The 15,604-nt window shown below is 65.1% G+C and carries 13 protein-coding genes; 7 read left to right on the top strand and 6 right to left on the bottom strand.

Going from position 1 to position 15,604, the window contains the following annotated elements; translation table 11 throughout:
• The first annotated feature begins 163 nt into the window (after positions 1 to 163).
• The 3 genes from FJ956_RS15230 (at position 164) to FJ956_RS15240 (ending at position 4,661) form a co-directional block, all read left to right on the top strand.
• A complete protein-coding gene (locus FJ956_RS15230) occupies positions 164 to 2,539 on the top strand; it encodes an aldehyde dehydrogenase family protein (protein ID WP_140679174.1) in 2,376 nt (791 codons plus the stop codon).
• A 347-nt stretch (positions 2,540 to 2,886) separates the two neighbouring features.
• Positions 2,887 to 3,618, top strand: coding sequence for an SDR family oxidoreductase (locus tag FJ956_RS15235; protein WP_140679172.1), 732 nt, complete (start codon positions 2,887 to 2,889; stop codon positions 3,616 to 3,618).
• Between the two features lie 197 nt (positions 3,619 to 3,815).
• The gene (locus tag FJ956_RS15240) at positions 3,816 to 4,661 is read left to right on the top strand and encodes a fumarylacetoacetate hydrolase family protein (protein WP_140679186.1); all 846 of its coding nucleotides are present in this window, start codon (positions 3,816 to 3,818) and stop codon (positions 4,659 to 4,661) included.
• Between the two features lie 205 nt (positions 4,662 to 4,866).
• Here FJ956_RS15240 and FJ956_RS15245 read toward each other — a convergent pair whose 3' ends face one another.
• From FJ956_RS15245 to FJ956_RS15270, 6 genes are all read right to left on the bottom strand, one after another.
• Positions 4,867 to 5,865, bottom strand: coding sequence for an ABC transporter ATP-binding protein (locus FJ956_RS15245; RefSeq protein WP_140679170.1), 999 nt, complete (start codon positions 5,863 to 5,865; stop codon positions 4,867 to 4,869).
• Positions 5,866 to 5,880: 15 nt separating this feature from the next.
• A complete protein-coding gene (locus FJ956_RS15250) occupies positions 5,881 to 6,942 on the bottom strand; it encodes a Gfo/Idh/MocA family oxidoreductase (protein WP_140679168.1) in 1,062 nt (353 codons plus the stop codon).
• Positions 6,939 to 7,778, bottom strand: coding sequence for a carbohydrate ABC transporter permease (locus FJ956_RS15255; RefSeq protein WP_140679166.1), 840 nt, complete (start codon positions 7,776 to 7,778; stop codon positions 6,939 to 6,941). The genes FJ956_RS15250 and FJ956_RS15255 overlap by 4 nt, the downstream gene beginning before the upstream one ends.
• Positions 7,779 to 7,786: 8 nt before the next feature.
• Entirely contained in the window at positions 7,787 to 8,716 is a 930-nt protein-coding gene (locus FJ956_RS15260) for a sugar ABC transporter permease (protein WP_140679184.1), read from the bottom strand.
• Between the two features lie 244 nt (positions 8,717 to 8,960).
• Positions 8,961 to 10,220, bottom strand: a complete 1,260-nt coding sequence (locus tag FJ956_RS15265; RefSeq protein ID WP_140679163.1) for an ABC transporter substrate-binding protein — start codon at positions 10,218 to 10,220, stop codon at positions 8,961 to 8,963.
• 114 nt (positions 10,221 to 10,334) lie between these two features.
• Positions 10,335 to 11,285 (bottom strand): N-acetylmuramic acid 6-phosphate etherase, encoded by a 951-nt coding sequence (locus tag FJ956_RS15270; RefSeq protein WP_140679160.1) that lies wholly within the window; start codon positions 11,283 to 11,285, stop codon positions 10,335 to 10,337.
• A 199-nt stretch (positions 11,286 to 11,484) separates the two neighbouring features.
• On the opposite strand from FJ956_RS15270, the gene FJ956_RS15275 reads away from it, so the two are divergent.
• The 4 genes from FJ956_RS15275 to nagA all read left to right on the top strand — a co-directional run bounded on the left by FJ956_RS15275 (position 11,485) and on the right by nagA (position 15,421).
• Positions 11,485 to 12,366 carry an N-acetylglucosamine kinase gene (locus FJ956_RS15275; protein ID WP_140679158.1) on the top strand — a complete coding sequence of 294 codons (882 nt, stop codon included), beginning with the start codon at positions 11,485 to 11,487 and terminating at the stop codon, positions 12,364 to 12,366.
• Between the two features lie 90 nt (positions 12,367 to 12,456).
• A complete protein-coding gene (locus tag FJ956_RS15280; protein ID WP_140679156.1) occupies positions 12,457 to 13,236 on the top strand; it encodes a GntR family transcriptional regulator in 780 nt (259 codons plus the stop codon).
• Positions 13,233 to 14,264: an SIS domain-containing protein gene (locus FJ956_RS15285; RefSeq protein WP_140679154.1), complete on the top strand. Its 1,032-nt coding sequence runs from the start codon at positions 13,233 to 13,235 to the stop codon at positions 14,262 to 14,264. The genes FJ956_RS15280 and FJ956_RS15285 overlap by 4 nt, the downstream gene beginning before the upstream one ends.
• Positions 14,261 to 15,421 carry an N-acetylglucosamine-6-phosphate deacetylase gene (gene nagA, locus FJ956_RS15290; RefSeq protein ID WP_140679152.1) on the top strand — a complete coding sequence of 387 codons (1,161 nt, stop codon included), beginning with the start codon at positions 14,261 to 14,263 and terminating at the stop codon, positions 15,419 to 15,421. Before FJ956_RS15285 ends, nagA begins: the two co-directional genes overlap by 4 nt.
• Positions 15,422 to 15,604: the final 183 nt, after the last annotated feature.

Here is a 15,604-nt window from a genome sequence, read left to right on the forward strand (position 1 = left end):
CAGTTCCAGCGCTAGCATGGGAAACTGTTCGCGATGTCTTCGCACACCTGTTCGCGATGTCCCCAGTCCATACACCCACAAGTGGGGGAGATGTCCGGCAGGACAGAGGGAGGCGCCGTAGAGCACCCACTTATCCTGAAATCTCCTCCGGAAGGAGCGCCCCATGAACATCCTCGAACGCTACCACGCCATGGAATACGGCCCGGCGCCGGAAGCCCGCAACGAGGCAGATGCCTGGCTTGCTGGGCGCGATTTCTCAAAGGCGCTGTTCATCGACGGCGCCTGGAAAGCGGCGGCCAGCGGCAAGACTTTTGAGACCAGCGAACCGTCCTCAGGCAAGCTGCTTGCCAAGGTCTCGGATGCGGGCGCCGCCGATATCGACGCCGCGGTCGCGGCCGCCGCCAAGGCGCTGCCGAAATGGAGCGCCAGTTCAGGCTACGCCAGAGCAAAAATGCTCTACGCCATCGGTCGCGCCATGCAACGCCATCAGCGCCTGTTCGCGGTGCTGGAATCGATCGACAACGGCAAGCCGATCCGCGAAAGCCGCGATATCGACGTGCCGCTGGCCATCCGCCACTTCATCCATCATGCTGGCTGGGCGCAGACGCTCGAGAAGGATTTTCCCGACCACAAGCCGGTCGGCGTCGTCGGCCAGGTCATCCCGTGGAACTTCCCGCTGCTGATGCTGGCCTGGAAGATCGCGCCGGCTCTTGCCGCCGGCTGCACGGTGGTGCTGAAGCCAGCCGAATTCACGCCGCTCACCGCCATCCTGTTTGCCGAAATCTGCGAGCGGGCGGGCGTGCCGAAAGGCGTCGTCAACATCGTCCAGGGCGGTCCTGAAGCGGGCGCCGCCATCGTCAATCATCCCGGCGTCCAGAAGATCGCCTTCACCGGCTCGTCCGAGGTCGGCAAGATCATCCGCAAGGCGACGGCAGGCTCGGGCAAGAAACTGTCGCTGGAGCTTGGCGGCAAGTCGGCCTTCATCGTCTTCGAGGATGCCGATCTCGACAGCGCCGTCGAGGGTCTGGTCGACGGCATCTGGTTCAACCAGGGCCAGGTCTGCTGCGCCGGCTCGCGCCTCCTGGTGCAGGAGGGCATTGCGGAAGCCCTTATCGCCAAGGTCAAGGTCAGGATGAGCCGGCTGCGCGTCGGCAGCCCGCTCGACAAGAACACCGATATCGGCCCGCTGGTCGACCGCACCCAGCTCGATCGCGTCAAGGGCCTGATCGCCGAGGGCGCGAAACAGGGCGCCGTCTGCTGGCAGCCCGACGCCGCGTTGCCGACAACCGGCTATTATCATCTGCCCACGCTTGCGACGTCTGTTTCGCCGGCTAATATTCTGGCGCAGGAAGAGGTCTTCGGGCCGGTTCTGGCGACGATGAGCTTCCGCAACACCGAGGAAGCGATCGAGCTTGCCAACAACACGCGCTACGGCCTCGCCGCTTCGGTGTGGAGCGAGAACGTCAACCTCGCCTTGCATGTCGCGCCGCAATTGAAGGCCGGCGTCGTCTGGGTCAATGGCACCAACATGTTCGACGCCGCCTGCGGCTTCGGCGGTTATCGCGAGAGCGGCTTCGGCCGCGAAGGCGGCCGCGAAGGCATGTTCGAATATCTCACCGCCAAGCTGCCGGTCGGCCCGGCCATCAAGCCGGCCGCGGCCGGATCGGCCCAGCCCGTCGAGCAGGCCGACGGCACGGCCATCGACCGCACCGCAAAACTGTTCATCGGCGGCAAGCAGGTGCGGCCGGACGGCAACTATTCTCTGGCTGTTGCGACCGCCAAGGGCAAGCTGGCCGGTGAAGTCGGCCTCGGCAACCGCAAGGACATCCGCGACGCCGTCGCCGCCGCGCGTGCCTGCAAGGCCTGGCCGGATGCGACCGCCTATAACCGCAGCCAGGTGCTCTATTATCTTGCCGAAAATCTTTCCGGCCGCGCCGACGAGTTCGCCGCGCGCCTTGTCCAGTTGACCGGCGTGACGGCGAAGGCCGCGCGCGAAGAGGTCGAGCAGTCGATCGAGCGGCTGTTCCTCTATGCCGGCCTCGCCGACAAGTTGGAGGGCCGTGTTCACCAGCCGCCGGCCCGCGTCGTCACCTTGGCGCTGCATGAGCCTGTCGGCGTCGTCGGCATCGTCGCGCCGGACAATCAGCCGCTGCTCGGCTTCATCTCGTTGGTGGCGCCGGCGCTCGCCATGGGCAACGCCGTGGTCGCCGTCCCATCTGAGCGCCACCCGCTTTTGGTGACCGATCTCTACCAGCTGATCGAATATTCCGACATTCCGGCCGGCGCCATCAACATCGTCACCGGCCGCAGCGCCGAGCTCGCCGGCGTGCTGGCCAAGCATGACGATGTCGATGGGTTCTGGGTGTTCGTCGATGCCGACACCTGCGCCAAGGCGGAAGCCGACTCCATCGGCAACTTGAAGCGCGTCTGGACCGGCAATGGCCGCACGCTCGACTGGGCGTCGGGCGAAGCCGCCGGCGAGGCTTTTCTGCGCCGCGCCATCGAGGTCAAGAACGTCTGGGTTCCCTATGGCGACTGAAGCCCCTTCGCACGAGGCGCGTCCGCAACCTTGCGGCAACGATAGTCGGCGCGCCGGAGCCGGTCTGGCTGCTGCCGCGAAGGTGATGGCGTTCGGGCTTGACGCTCGCGCACGTGTTCTTTAACGAGAAAAAACATCTTTATCTGTGAAGCAGGGACTTAGGCCGCACGATGCTGGCGGTCTGGCACACGACGCAGGGGCTGGCCATCGATAGACGCGGACGCACGAAAGCAATTTCAGGAAAAGTGTGAGCGGCTTTCCGTCCGGAACTGCGTCAAGACAAAGAGATAGAGCGGTTCGCCGTTTCCGTGAAACGGTGAAGGCTCCAGGCAGGCGAGGAGAAGAACATGGCGGATTTGGCAGGCAAGGTGGTCGTCGTCACCGCGGCGGCGCAAGGCATCGGCCGGGCGAGCGCGCTGGCCTTCGCCAAGGCGGGCGCCACCGTTTATGCCACTGACATCAACGAGACGGTCCTGGCCGAGCTTGCAAAGACCCCCGACATCAAGACCCGCAAGCTCGATGTGCTGAACGACGCGGCCGTCGCTTCCGCCTTCGCCGAGATCGGCCGGGTCGATATGCTGTTCAACTGCGCCGGCTTCGTCCATGGCGGCTCGATCCTCGAGATGAAGGACGAGGATCTCGACTTCGCGCTCAACCTCAACGTCCGTTCCATGATCCGCACCATCCGTGCCGTGCTGCCCGGCATGCTGGAGCGTGGCGACGGCTCGATCATCAACATGGCGTCGCTTGCCAGCTCGCAGAAAGGCGTGCCGAACCGCTTCGTCTACGGTCTGACCAAAGCAGCCGTGGTGGGCCTGACCAAAGCGGTCGCCGCGGACTACGTCGCCAGGGGCATACGCTGCAACGCCATCTGCCCGGGCACGGTCGAAAGCCCGTCGCTGCAGGACCGCATGCATGCGCAGGGCGACTACGAGGCGGCCCGAGCGGCCTTCATCGCCCGCCAGCCCATGGGCAGGCTTGGCACGCCGGAGGAAATCGCCGATCTCGCCGTCTATCTTGCCGGCGCCACCTACACCTCGGGGCAGGCCTATAACATCGACGGCGGCTGGTCGATCTGAGGGATCGGAAAGGGCTGGCGGGAGATCGGGTCCTGCATCGATCAGTCTGAAAATCCCTTTCGCCAGATCGCCCGATGCGGCGTTCGCGCTTGCCGGGGATCAGGTCGATGGCTACGGTCCGCCCGGCTCTCGCAACGTCGCCCCAAGCGAAACGAATTTTGCAAAATGGCTTTAGGCCGCACCTTAGGAGAAGAATGATGAAGTTGTTGCGCTATGGCGAAGTCGGCAGCGAAAAGCCCGGCCTGCTCGATGCGGATGGGACGATCCGCGACCTTTCGGCTCATGTCGCCGACATCGCCGGCACGACGCTCCATCCGGCTTCGCTGGAGATGCTGTCGAAGCTCGATCCGAAGTCGCTGCCGGTGGTTTCCGGCAAGCCGCGCCTGGGCGCCTGCGTCGCCGGCACCGGCAAATTCATCTGCATCGGCCTCAACTATTCCGACCATGCCGCCGAGACCGGCGCGACGGTGCCGCCCGAGCCGATCATCTTCATGAAGGCAAGCTCGGCGATCGTCGGGCCGGATGACGACGTGCTGATCCCGCGCGGCTCGGAAAAGACCGACTGGGAAGTCGAGCTCGGCGTGATCATCGGCAAGACGGCGAAATATGTCTCGGAAGACGACGCGCTGGATTACGTCGCCGGCTACGCCGTCGCGCATGACGTGTCCGAGCGCGCCTTCCAGGCCGAGCGCCAGGGCCAGTGGACCAAGGGCAAGTCCTGCGACACCTTCGGCCCGACCGGCCCGTGGCTGGTCACCAAGGACGAGGTCGCCGACCCGCAGAACCTGAAGATGTGGCTGACCGTCAACGGCAAGACCATGCAGAACGGCTCGACCAGGACCATGGTCTACGGCGTGAAGTATCTGGTCTCCTATCTCAGCCAGTTCATGTCGCTGCATCCGGGCGACATCATCTCCACCGGCACCCCGCCCGGCGTTGGCCTGGGCATGAAGCCGCCGATGTTCCTGAAGGCCGGCGACGTCGTGGAGCTGGGCATCGAGGGGCTCGGCCAGCAGAAGCAGACGTTCAAGGCGGACGTGTAAGGCGCAGACCTCCCCTTCCCCCCTTGTGGGGGAAGGTGGCCGCGAAGCGGCCGGATGAGGGGTGTTGGAAGGATCTCGGCGCGGCAGGACCAAGCGGCTCGGGTCCTTCGATTTTGAGGGCGCACTCCGCTGGATCACCCCTCATCCGTCTCGGCGCTGCGCGTCGATCCACCTTCTCCCACAAGGGGAGAAGGGGAAGCTGCCGCTACTTCAACACCTTCCCATCCGCCCCAAAGCGATACGTCTTCGCGGCGTCCGGCGTCGCGTAGAGCGTCGAGCCCGGCTCGGCATTGTAGACGCCGAAGATGCGTACGGTGATCAGTCCGGCCGTCTCGCAGTCGAGATAGAGGTTGGTGTCGGCGCCGAGATGCTCGGCGTGCACGACGGTGCCTTTCCAGGCGCCGGACTTCGTGTCGACCGTCAGATGCTCAGGCCGCACGCCGATGGTCTTGGCCGTTTCGCCGAGCCTGGCGCCGTCGATGAAATTCATCTTCGGCGAGCCGATGAAGCCGGCGACGAATTCGTTGGCCGGCGCATTGTAGAGCTCCATCGGGCTGCCTATCTGCTCGATGCGACCGGCATTGAGCACGACGATCTTGTCGGCCAGCGTCATCGCCTCGACCTGGTCGTGGGTGACGTAGATCATCGTCGCCTTGAGGCGGCGGTGCAGCTGCGCGATCTCAAGCCTGGTGTTGACGCGCAAGGCGGCATCGAGGTTGGACAACGGTTCGTCGAAGAGGAACAGCTTCGGCTCGCGCACCACGGCGCGGCCGATGGCGACGCGCTGGCGCTGGCCGCCCGACAGCTCCGCCGGCCGGCGCTCGAGATAGGGCTCGAGCGACAGCATGGCGGAAGCGATCTTGATGCGCCGCTCGATCTCGGCCGCCGGGGTGCCGGCCTGCTTCAGGCCCAGCGCCATGTTGTTCTTCACCGTCAGATGCGGGTAGAGCGCATAGGTCTGGAACACCATGGCGATGCCGCGTTTCGCGGGCGGCGTGACGGAAACGTCCGCGCCGTCGATCAGCACGCGGCCGGAGGTCGAGTCCTCCAGCCCGGCGATGACGCGCAGCAGCGTCGATTTTCCGCAACCGGACGGGCCGACGAAGACGACGAATTCGCCGTCCGTCACCTCGAGGTCGATGCCCTTCAGCACCTCGACCGGCCCGAAAGCCTTCTTCACATTCTCGATCTTCAGCGAGCCCACGGCTTCGTTCCTGTTCTAGAGTTTGACGGCGTTGCCGGTGCGCACGCTCTCGTCGGCGGCAAGGCAGACGGCGAGCGATTTCACGGCATCGTCCATGTGGCGGGTGAGGTCGATATTTTCGCGGATGGCCTTGAGCAGGAAGGCCTGCTCCAGGTCGCAGAGCTCCTGGTGGCCGGGCTCGCCTTCCATCGACAGCAGCTGATCTTCCTTGGCGAATTTGCCGTCTGGCCCGGTCGCCGCGCTGTGCAGCCGGATGGTCGAGGTCTTGGTATGGGTGTCGATGTCGTCGGACTTGACGCCCTCCTTCATCACGATCGACACGCAGCCCTTGGGCGACATGACGTCCTTCACGAAGAAGGCCGTCTCCGAGATCATCGGCCCCCAGCCGGCCTCGTACCAGCCGACCGAGCCGTCCTCGAACAGCACCTGCAGGTGTCCGTAATTGTACATCGAGGGCGCCACCTCGTCGCTCAGCCGCACTCCCATGCCGCGCACCTCGACGGGTCTCGAGTCGGTGATCTGCAGCATCACGTCGAGATAATGCACGCCGCAGTCGACGATCGGCGACGTCGTCTGCATCAATTGCTTGTGCGTCCCCCAGGTGGGCCCGGAGGATTGCTGGTTGAGGTTCATGCGGAAAACGTATGGACCGCCGAGCTTGCGCGCCTCGGCGATCAGCCGCACCCAGGAGGGATGGTGGCGCAGGATATAGCCGATCACCAGTTTTTTGCCGTTGGCCTTGGCGGCATCGACGACGCGTTGCGCGTCGGCAACCGTCGTCGCCAGCGGCTTCTCGACGAAGACATGGCAGCCGGCCTCGAAGGCCCTGACCGCATAGTCGGCATGGCTGTCGGAATAGGTGGCGATCGCCGCGACATCCGGCTTCTCGTCGCGCAGCGCGTCCTCGAAGGAGCGTCTGATGCCGTAGCTCCCGAGCCCGTCCGGCAACGGCACGTCGGAACGGTTGACGAGTGCGGCGATCTCGAAGCCCGGATTGGTGTGATAGGCGAGCGCATGGCTGCGGCCCATGTTGCCGAGCCCGGCGACAACAACGCGAAGGGGTTTTTCCGAACTCACTTGACGGCTCCCGACGTGATGCCGCGGATCAGCTGCCGCGAGAAGATGACATAGAGGATCAGCACCGGCAGGATCGCCAGCGACAGCGCCGCCAGGATCGCGTTCCAGTTGGTGACGAACTGGCCGAGGAACAGCTGCGCGCCGAGCGTCACGGTCTTGGTCTCTTCCGAAGGCGCCAGGATCAGCGGGAACCACAGATCGTTCCAGATCGGGATCATTGTGAAGACGGCGACGGTCGCCATCGCCGGCCGCACCAGCGGCAGCACAAGGCGGAAGAAGATCGTGTATTCCGAGAGCCCGTCTATGCGGCCTGCGTTCTTCAGGTCGCTGGACACCTGCCTCATGAATTCCGACAGGATGAAGATCGCCAGCGGCAGCCCTTGCGCCGTGTAGACCAGGATCAGCGCCGTCAGCGTGTTGACCAGCCCGCTCGCCACCATCAATTGCAGAATGGCGACGGTGCCGAGCCTGATCGGGATCATGATGCCGAGCGCCAGGTAAAGACCCATCAGCGTGTTGCCGCGGAAGCGGTATTCCGACAGCGCGAAGGCGGCCATCGCCCCGAACAGCAGCACGAAGAACAGCGAGGCGACGGTGACGACGAGGCTGTTCTGGAAATAGTGGAAGAAATCGCCCTGGCCGAACACCGTGGTGTAGCCGATCAGATCGAAGGTCTTCGTCGTCGGCGGCGTCAGCGGCGCGCCGAAAATGCCCGCGCGAGACTTGAACGAATTCATCACCACCAGGATCACCGGAAACAGCGCGATCGCCGTATAGGTCAGAAGGATCGCATGCGCGCCGATGGTGCGGGGAAGCGAACGGGTGGCTGTGCTCATGGCGCGCCTCAGAACTGGTAGCGACGCAGGCGCGTCTGCACGAGGAACAGGTAGACGCAGACGCCGGCGAGGATGATCAGGAACATGATGGTGGCGATCGCGGCGCCCATGTTGGGGTCGCCGACCTGCAGTTGGAAGCCGAAGAAAGCGCGGTAGAGGAAGGTGCCGAGGATGTCGGTCGAATAGTTCGGTCCGGCGAGCGCGCCTTGCGCCGTGTAGATCAGGTCGAAAGCGTTGAAATTGCCGACGAAGGTCAAGATCGAGATGATGCCGATCGAGGGCAGGATCAGCGGCAGCTTGATCTTCCAAAACTGCGCCATGCCGGTGACGCCGTCGCATTCGGCCGCCTCGATCACCTCGTCGGGGATCGACAGAAGCGCCGCGTAGATCAGCATCATCGGGATGCCGACGAACTGCCAGACCGAGACCAGGCTGAGCGCGGTGAGCGCATATTGCTCCTTGCCGAGCCATGGCGTGAACAGGCTCTTCAGGCCGACGAAATCGAGCAGATGCGGCGCCACGCCCCACAGCGGCGACAGGATCAGCTTCCAGGCAAAGCCGACGATGACGAAGGACAGGATCGTCGGCACGAAGATCGCCGTGCGGTAGAAGGCCGCGAAGCGCAGCCTGGGGCTGGAAAGCAGCGCCGCCAGGAGCACACCGATCGGGTTCTGCACCAGCATGTGGATGATGAAGAACCAGACATTGTTCCTGAGCGCATTCCAGAAATTCACCGACCAGTTCGGATCGCCGAACAGCGTGCGGAAATTGCCCAATCCGACAAACACCTGGGATTGTTCGATGTTGCGGAACAGCGAGAGCTGGAGGGTGCCGAACAGCGGCAGGATCATGAAGGCGGTGTAGACCAGCACCGCCGGCGCCAGGAAGACGCCGACATGCCACCGGATCGGTCTTTTCGCTCGCGTTTCTGCAGCCATGAGTTCGGTAGCCATGAGTTCGGTTCCCCGCCGTCTCTGGGTTCCAGTTCGGTTGATGCTAGCTGATGCCTCGATGCACGGCTTGGCTGTCCCCTTCGAGGAGAAAGACAAGGCCAGCGACAGATCGGCTCCGTCTTCCCCGCAAGGTGAGGGTAAGACCGGGAGGCTGCGCCGACAATCGCTATCTGGAACTCGTTTGAATACCGGCCGGGCATATGCCCGGCCGGTCCGTTGCCTGAGCTTGTTACTTCGCCGGCTTGTACCAGCTGTCGAGACCGGTCTGCAGCTTCTTGGCCGCGGCCTCCGGCGTGTCGGTGCCGTTGATCACATTGGCCGATTCAACCCAGGTCTCGTTCTCGAGGTTCGGCGTGCCGCGCGACAGGATCTGGTAGGTCGAGCGGATCGTCGACTTGCACTTGCCGCGCCAGGAGACGAATTCCTGAGCCAGCGGGTCTTCCATCTTCACCGGCGAGGAGTTCAGGCTGAAGAAGCCCGGCAGCGCGTTGGCGTAGATGGTGGCGAAATCCGGCGAGGCGACCCAGGACAGGAACTTCTTGGCCTCTTCCGCATGCTTCGATGCCGCATTCAGACCCATGCCGATGTCGGTGTGGTCGGAGATGTAGCAGGTGTCGCCGGCCTTCTCGACCGGCGGCGGGAAGGCGCCCATCTTGAACTGCGCCTGGGTGTTGAACAGGCCGATTTCCCACGAGCCGGCCGGGTAGATGGCGGCGCGGCCGAGCGTGAACAGGTTCTGGCTGTCCGGATAGGTCTGCGCCTCGAAGCCGTCGCCGAGATAAGGCTTCCACTTGGCCAGTTCCTCATACGGCGCGACCCAGTCCTTGTCGGTCAGCTTCTGCTCGCCCTTGATCAGCGCCGCGCGGCCGTCCTCGCCCTTCCAGTAGTTCGGGCCGATGTTCTGGTAGCCCATGGTCGCGGCTTCCCAGAGGTCCTTGGTGCCCATCGCCATCGGGATGTAGGTGCCGTCTGCCTTGATCTTGTCGAGCACGGCGAAGAACTCGTCGCGGGTCGTCGGCACCTTGAGGCCGAGCTTGTCGAAGGCATCCTTGTTATAGATGAAGCCGTGGATGACCGAGGCCATCGGCACGCAGAAGCTCGACTTGCCGTCGTCGGTCTGCCAGGCGGACTTGGCGACGGGCGAGAAGTTCTCCATGCCCGGCAGCGAGCTCAGGTCGGCGAGGTTGCCCTTCTTGAACAACTCAAGCGACTTGTCGAAGGGGCGGCAGGTGATCAGGTCGCCCGCCGAGCCGGCGGCGAGCTTGGCGCCGAGGGCCGCGTCATACTCAGTCGGGGCCGAAGGCGCGAACACCACCTTGATGCCGGGGTTCTTGGCTTCGAAGGCCGGGATCAGCTTGTCCTTCCAGATGGTCAGGTCGTCGCCGCGCCAGCTTTCGATGTTGAGCGTCACGTCCTCGGCCAGCGCCATCCCGGTCGTGCCGAGGATGCTTGTGCCGAGCAGAAGGGCCGTCAGTAGTTTGGTCGTCATCTTCAGTCTCCCTGTTGACCTTTTTCAGGTTCCGTTTTGAGAACAGGGGCTCAGCGCCCCTTGCTCCCCTCGCAAGCCCGTTTCACCTCGATGGAAATCGGGATGAAACAGGCCCTACTTCTTTGTTAGGGCAAGATCTTTTCCGAAAAGCGGGTTCCACTTTTCGGGATCATGCCCCAGCGCGGAAAGCGCCGGCCGAAGCTTCTGGCCGGTTCCTTCCAGTATCTTCTCGGCCGCGTCGGCGTTGGCGGCGCCGGCGGCGAGCAGAATGGCGGTCTTGACGACGCCACCGCTTTCCTCGAGCAGGCGGGCGGCGTCGTCGCGGCTCTTGCCGCTGATGGCGGCGACCATGCGCACGGCGCGGTCGCGCAGCTTGATGTTGTCGGCGGTGAGATTGACCATGTAGCCGTCATGGACATGGCCGAGATGGATGGCGGCGAGCGTCGACAGCATGTTGAGCGCGATCTTCTGCGCGGTGCCCGCGCCCATGCGCGTCGAGCCGGCGATCAGCTCCGGCGGCGTTTCGAGCAGGATGGCGACATCGGCTCGGCTGAACAGCGCGGCGCCGCGGTTGTTGGCGATGGCGATGGTGGCGGCGCCCCGGCGCCGCGCGTCCTGCAGCGCCTGGACCGCATAAGGGGTCGAGCCGCTGGCTGAAATGGCGATCAGGCAGTCGCCCTTGCCGATATCGGCCGCTGCGACGGCCGCCGCCGCTTCCCCGGTGTCGTCCTCCGGGCCGCCTGCCAGCGTGCGGAAGGCCTCGTCGCCACCGGCGATCAGGATGGCGATGCGGTCGCGCGCAATGCCGAAGGTGCCGGGCAGTTCCAGCGCATCGGCAACCGCCATCAGGCCGGAGCTGCCGGCGGCCGCATAGGCGAGCCTGCCGCCGCTCTTCAACTGCTTCGCGATGAGTTCGGCGGCAACGGCGATTGCCGGGATGGCGCCGTGCACGGCCTTGCTGGCCTCGATCTGGGCATTGGCCAGGAACGCCAGAATGGCTTCTGGAGCCTGGACATCCAGCCCCTCGGCATTCTGGTGGAGCGCTTCCGTGCGCGTCTCGGCCATCCATTTTCCTCCAACTGAGCGAACAATACCAAAAAAATACCACTTGTCCACACGCATTAACGAATTTCAGGTACGGGAACTTGCTTTCCGGCAAATTACCGTGAGTTTTCAATAAAATACGGGTTAATCTTTTTGAACCGAAATTAACTCTTGGCTATTGGTACTTTATTGGTATTATCTCGACCGAGGAGAAAATCGCGTGAAATTCGTGCTTGGCATCGATGGCGGCGGCACCAGCTGCAGGGCGGCCCTTGCGACCGTCGACGGCGCTGTCGTCGGCCGCGCCAAAAGCGGCGCCGCCAACATCCGCACCGACCTTACCGGCGCTCGCGCCAACATCGTCGAGGCGGCCAGGCAGGCATTCCTCGCCGCCGGCCATGATCCGGAGCTGATCCCGCAAACGCCGGCGATACTCGGTCTCGCCGGCGCCAATGTCGGCACCTACCGGCAGCAGCTCGAAGCGATCCTGCCTTTCAGCCGGAGTCGCGTCGAAACCGACGCCGAGATCGCGCTCGAGGGCGCGGTCGGCTCTGGTGACGGCGCCATGGCCATCCTCGGCACCGGCACCGCCTATATGGCGCGTAAAGCGGGCAAGTCGCGCGCCATCGGCGGCTGGGGTTTCCAGGTAGGCGACCAGGGTAGCGGCGCCCGCATCGGCCGCGACCTGCTCGAGCAGACGCTGCTTGCCTATGACGGCATCCGTCCCGGCTCGCCCTTGACGGACGCCATGCTCGCCGTGTTCCGCAACGATCCGGAAGACGTGGTCGAATTCACCACCAACGCCAAGCCGGGCGATTTCGGCGGCTTCGCGCCGAAGGTCTTCGAGCATGCCGAAAAGGGCGATCTCGTCGCCAACTGGATCCTCGGCAAGGCGGTGGCCGATGTCGAGGCTTCGCTCGGCGCGCTCGATCTCGCCGAAGATGCCCCGCTCTGCCTGCTCGGCGGCCTGGCGCCGCTTTACGCGCCGCGCCTGTCGGCGCGCTATCAGGCGCTGCTGAAAGCTCCGCTCGACGACGCGCTCGGCGGCGCCGTGCAGATGGCCTTGCGCATCTTCGCCAGGGGTTCGGAGGTCGGCCAATGAGCGCCGCCGATAAGATATTCGCCATGCTGCCGGAGGCGCCGCGATGAGCGCCGCCGACCAGATCTTCGCCATGCTGCCGGAGGCGCCGCGATGAGCGCCGCCGACCAGATCTTCGCCATGCTGAAAGAATCCTCCCAGAGCGGTGCGCCGCTCTATTTGCAGCTGAGGAGAAGCATCGAGGAAGCGGTCAATCGCGGCCTGATCGGCCCCGGCGACGCGCTGCCGTCCGAGCGCGACATCGCCAGCAAGGCCGATATCTCGCGCGTCACCGTGCGCAAGGCGGTGCAGGACCTGGTCAAGGGCGGCATCCTCGTGCAGCGCCACGGCTCGGGCACCTTCGTGGCGCCGCGCATGGAGCGCGTCGAGCAGTCGCTGTCGCGGCTCACCTCCTTTACCGAGGACATGGCGCGCCGCGGCATGAACGTGCGCTCCGTCTGGCTCGATCGCGGCCTCTATGCGCCGTCGCCGGACGAGATGATGGTGCTGGGCCTGTCCTCGACGGAACTGGTGGCGCGCGTGGCGCGCCTGCGCATCGCCAACGACACGCCGCTGGCGATCGAGCGCGCGGCGCTCTCGGCCAGCGTCCTGCCCGACCCCGAGGCGATCGGCTCCTCGCTCTATGCGGCGCTGGGCACGACCGGCAATCGCCCGGTACGCGCCGTGCAGCGCATCTCGGCCACCAATCTTGGCGACGCCGATGCGCGCATGCTGGAAGTGCCGCCGGGGGTTGCCGGACTGCAGATCGAGCGCATTTCCTATCTGGCGAGCGGCAAGGTGATCGAGTTCACCCGCTCGGTCTACAGGGGCGACGCCTATGATTTCGTCGCGGAACTCCGGCTGACCGGGCCGGGAGAGGAGATCCGGCCATGATGGCAAACACCACTCATATGCGACGCGAGATCGACGAGATCCCGGAAGCCGCCGCCCGCCTTCTCGACGGCTCGGCTTCGGCGCTGGCCGAGGCCGGTCGCGGCCTGCGCGAGCGGGACCCCCATTTCGTCGTCACCGTGGCACGCGGCTCGTCCGACCATGCGGCGACCTTCATGAAATATGCCGTCGAGCTGACTGCCGGCCTGGCGGTCGCCTCGGTAGGCCCCTCGATCGCGTCCATTTATGGCGCGAAGCTCAGGCTGCGCGGCTCCGCATGCCTGGCGGTCTCGCAGTCGGGCAAAAGCCCCGATATCGTCGCCATGGCCGAAACGGCAAGAGCCGGAGGAGCGCTTACTGTCGCCATCACCAACACGGCCGACTCGCCGCTGGCGCGCGCCTCGGACTATGCCATCGACATTCTGGCGGGGCCGGAACGCTCCGTCGCGGCCACCAAGACCTTCGTCAATTCGGCCGTCGCCGGCCTTGCGCTGATGGCGCATGCCACCGATGACCAAGCACTGCTTAAGGCGCTCGCCGGCCTGCCCGGCCATTTCGAGAAGGCGATTGCCTGCGACTGGATGGCGCTCGCCGGCGCTCTGGAGAACCCGCAATCGCTGTTCATCCTCGGCCGCGGCCCGTCCTTCGCGATCGCCAGCGAGGCGGCGCTGAAATTCAAGGAAACCTGCGCCATGCATGCCGAGGCCTACAGCGCCGCCGAGGTCATGCATGGGCCGCTGGCGCTGGTCGGACCGGGGTTCCCGGTCCTGGCGCTTGCCGCGCGCGATGCGTCCGAACCCTCGGTCGCCGAGGCGGCCGACGGCCTGATGGCCAAGGGCGCCGCCGCCTTCATCACCTCCGACAAGGCGAAGGCCGCGCGGTTGTTGCCGCATGTCGCAACTGGCCATCCGCTGACCGATCCGCTGCCGCTGATCGTGTCCTTCTACGGCTTCGTCGAGGCCTTCGCGCGCCATCGCGGCCTCGACCCCGACACACCGCGCAACCTGCGCAAAGTGACGGAAACCGTATGAACGACCGTTTCGCACTCACCGGCGCCCGCATCTTCGACGGTGCCGACTGGCACGACAACGCCGCCCTTGTCGTCAAGGGCGACACGGTCGAGGCCATCCTGCCCGCAGGCGCGATTCCGTCCGGCGTTCCGGCGGTCGAGACCGGTGGTGGCCTGCTGGTGCCTGGTTTCGTCGACATCCAGGTCAATGGCGGCGGCGGCGTGATGCTCAACGACCATCCCGACGTCGCCTCGATCGAGACCATCTGCCGGGCGCACGCGCCCTTCGGCACCACCGCGCTGCTGGTGACGCTGATCACCGACACGCCGGCGATCACCGCCGCCGCCATCGCCGCCGGCGCCGAGGCGGCCAAGAAGAGGGTACCGGGCTTCTTCGGCCTGCATCTGGAAGGGCCGCATCTCTCCGTGGCCCGTAAGGGCGCGCATGATCCAGCGCTGATCCGGCCGATGACCGACACCGACCAGGCCGCGCTCATTGCGGCGCGCAAAGAGCTTCCAGTGCTGCTTACCACGATCGCCCCGGAATCGGTCGAACCGGCCCGTGTCACGGCGCTGGCCAAGGCCGGCGTCGTCGTCAGCCTCGGCCATAGCGATACCGACTATTCGACCGCCAGCGCCTTTGCCGCCGCGGGTGCCACGGTGGTGACGCATCTGTTCAACGCCATGAGCCAGATCGGCAACCGCGAGCCGGGTCTGGCGGGTGCCGCGATCGACGCCGGCGGCTTGTATGCCGGCATCATCGCCGACGGCATCCATGTCCATCCCGCGACGATGGTCCTCGCGCTGCGCGGCAAGCAGGGACCAGGCAAGATCGTGCTGGTCACCGACGCCATGGCGACCATCGGCACCGACATGACATCGTTCACGCTCAACGGCCGCACCATCTACCGCAAGGACGGCAGCCTCAGGCTTGCCGACGGAACGCTGGCCGGCGCCGACCTGGACATGATTTCCGCCGTCCGCTTCGTCCACCGCGTCGTCGGCCTCGACCTCGACGAGGCTCTGCGCATGGCCTCGCTCTATCCGGCCGAGGCAATCGGCCAGGCGCATCGCCTCGGCCGTTTCGCCAACGGCACCGCCGCCGACATTGTCGGCCTGTCGGAGGGGCTGGATGTCAGGAACGTCTGGATCGGCGGCAAGAAGGTCTTTGGCGTGTAACCTCCGCGATTTTCGTCATCCTCGGGCTTGACCCGAGGATCCATTCCGTGACCTTCGCCGAAGAATACAGCGGGAGCAGAATTCTGCAACGTTAGCAGTGCTTTAGCGTCACGGAATGGATTCTAGGGTCTGCGCGCGTCGCTGCGCTCCTTGCTCCGCCCTAGAATGACGAGGCGATGGGCG

It is taken from the genome of Mesorhizobium sp. B2-4-3 (assembly GCF_006442815.1).
In the GTDB taxonomy this organism is placed as follows: domain Bacteria; phylum Pseudomonadota; class Alphaproteobacteria; order Rhizobiales; family Rhizobiaceae; genus Mesorhizobium.

Bases quoted from the DNA above. Each gene is read 5' to 3' on its own strand.
- FJ956_RS15230 (WP_140679174.1), top strand. From the start codon at position 164: ATGAACATCCTCGAACGCTACCACGCCATGGAATACGGCCCGGCGCCG.
- FJ956_RS15235 (WP_140679172.1), top strand. From the start codon at position 2,887: ATGGCGGATTTGGCAGGCAAGGTGGTCGTCGTCACCGCGGCGGCGCAA.
- FJ956_RS15240 (WP_140679186.1), top strand. From the start codon at position 3,816: ATGAAGTTGTTGCGCTATGGCGAAGTCGGCAGCGAAAAGCCCGGCCTG.
- FJ956_RS15255 (WP_140679166.1), bottom strand. From the start codon at position 7,778: ATGAGCACAGCCACCCGTTCGCTTCCCCGCACCATCGGCGCGCATGCG.
- FJ956_RS15260 (WP_140679184.1), bottom strand. From the start codon at position 8,716: ATGGCTGCAGAAACGCGAGCGAAAAGACCGATCCGGTGGCATGTCGGC.
- FJ956_RS15265 (WP_140679163.1), bottom strand. From the start codon at position 10,220: ATGACGACCAAACTACTGACGGCCCTTCTGCTCGGCACAAGCATCCTC.
- FJ956_RS15270 (WP_140679160.1), bottom strand. From the start codon at position 11,285: ATGGCCGAGACGCGCACGGAAGCGCTCCACCAGAATGCCGAGGGGCTG.
- FJ956_RS15280 (WP_140679156.1), top strand. From the start codon at position 12,457: ATGAGCGCCGCCGACCAGATCTTCGCCATGCTGAAAGAATCCTCCCAG.
- FJ956_RS15285 (WP_140679154.1), top strand. From the start codon at position 13,233: ATGATGGCAAACACCACTCATATGCGACGCGAGATCGACGAGATCCCG.
- nagA (WP_140679152.1), top strand. From the start codon at position 14,261: ATGAACGACCGTTTCGCACTCACCGGCGCCCGCATCTTCGACGGTGCC.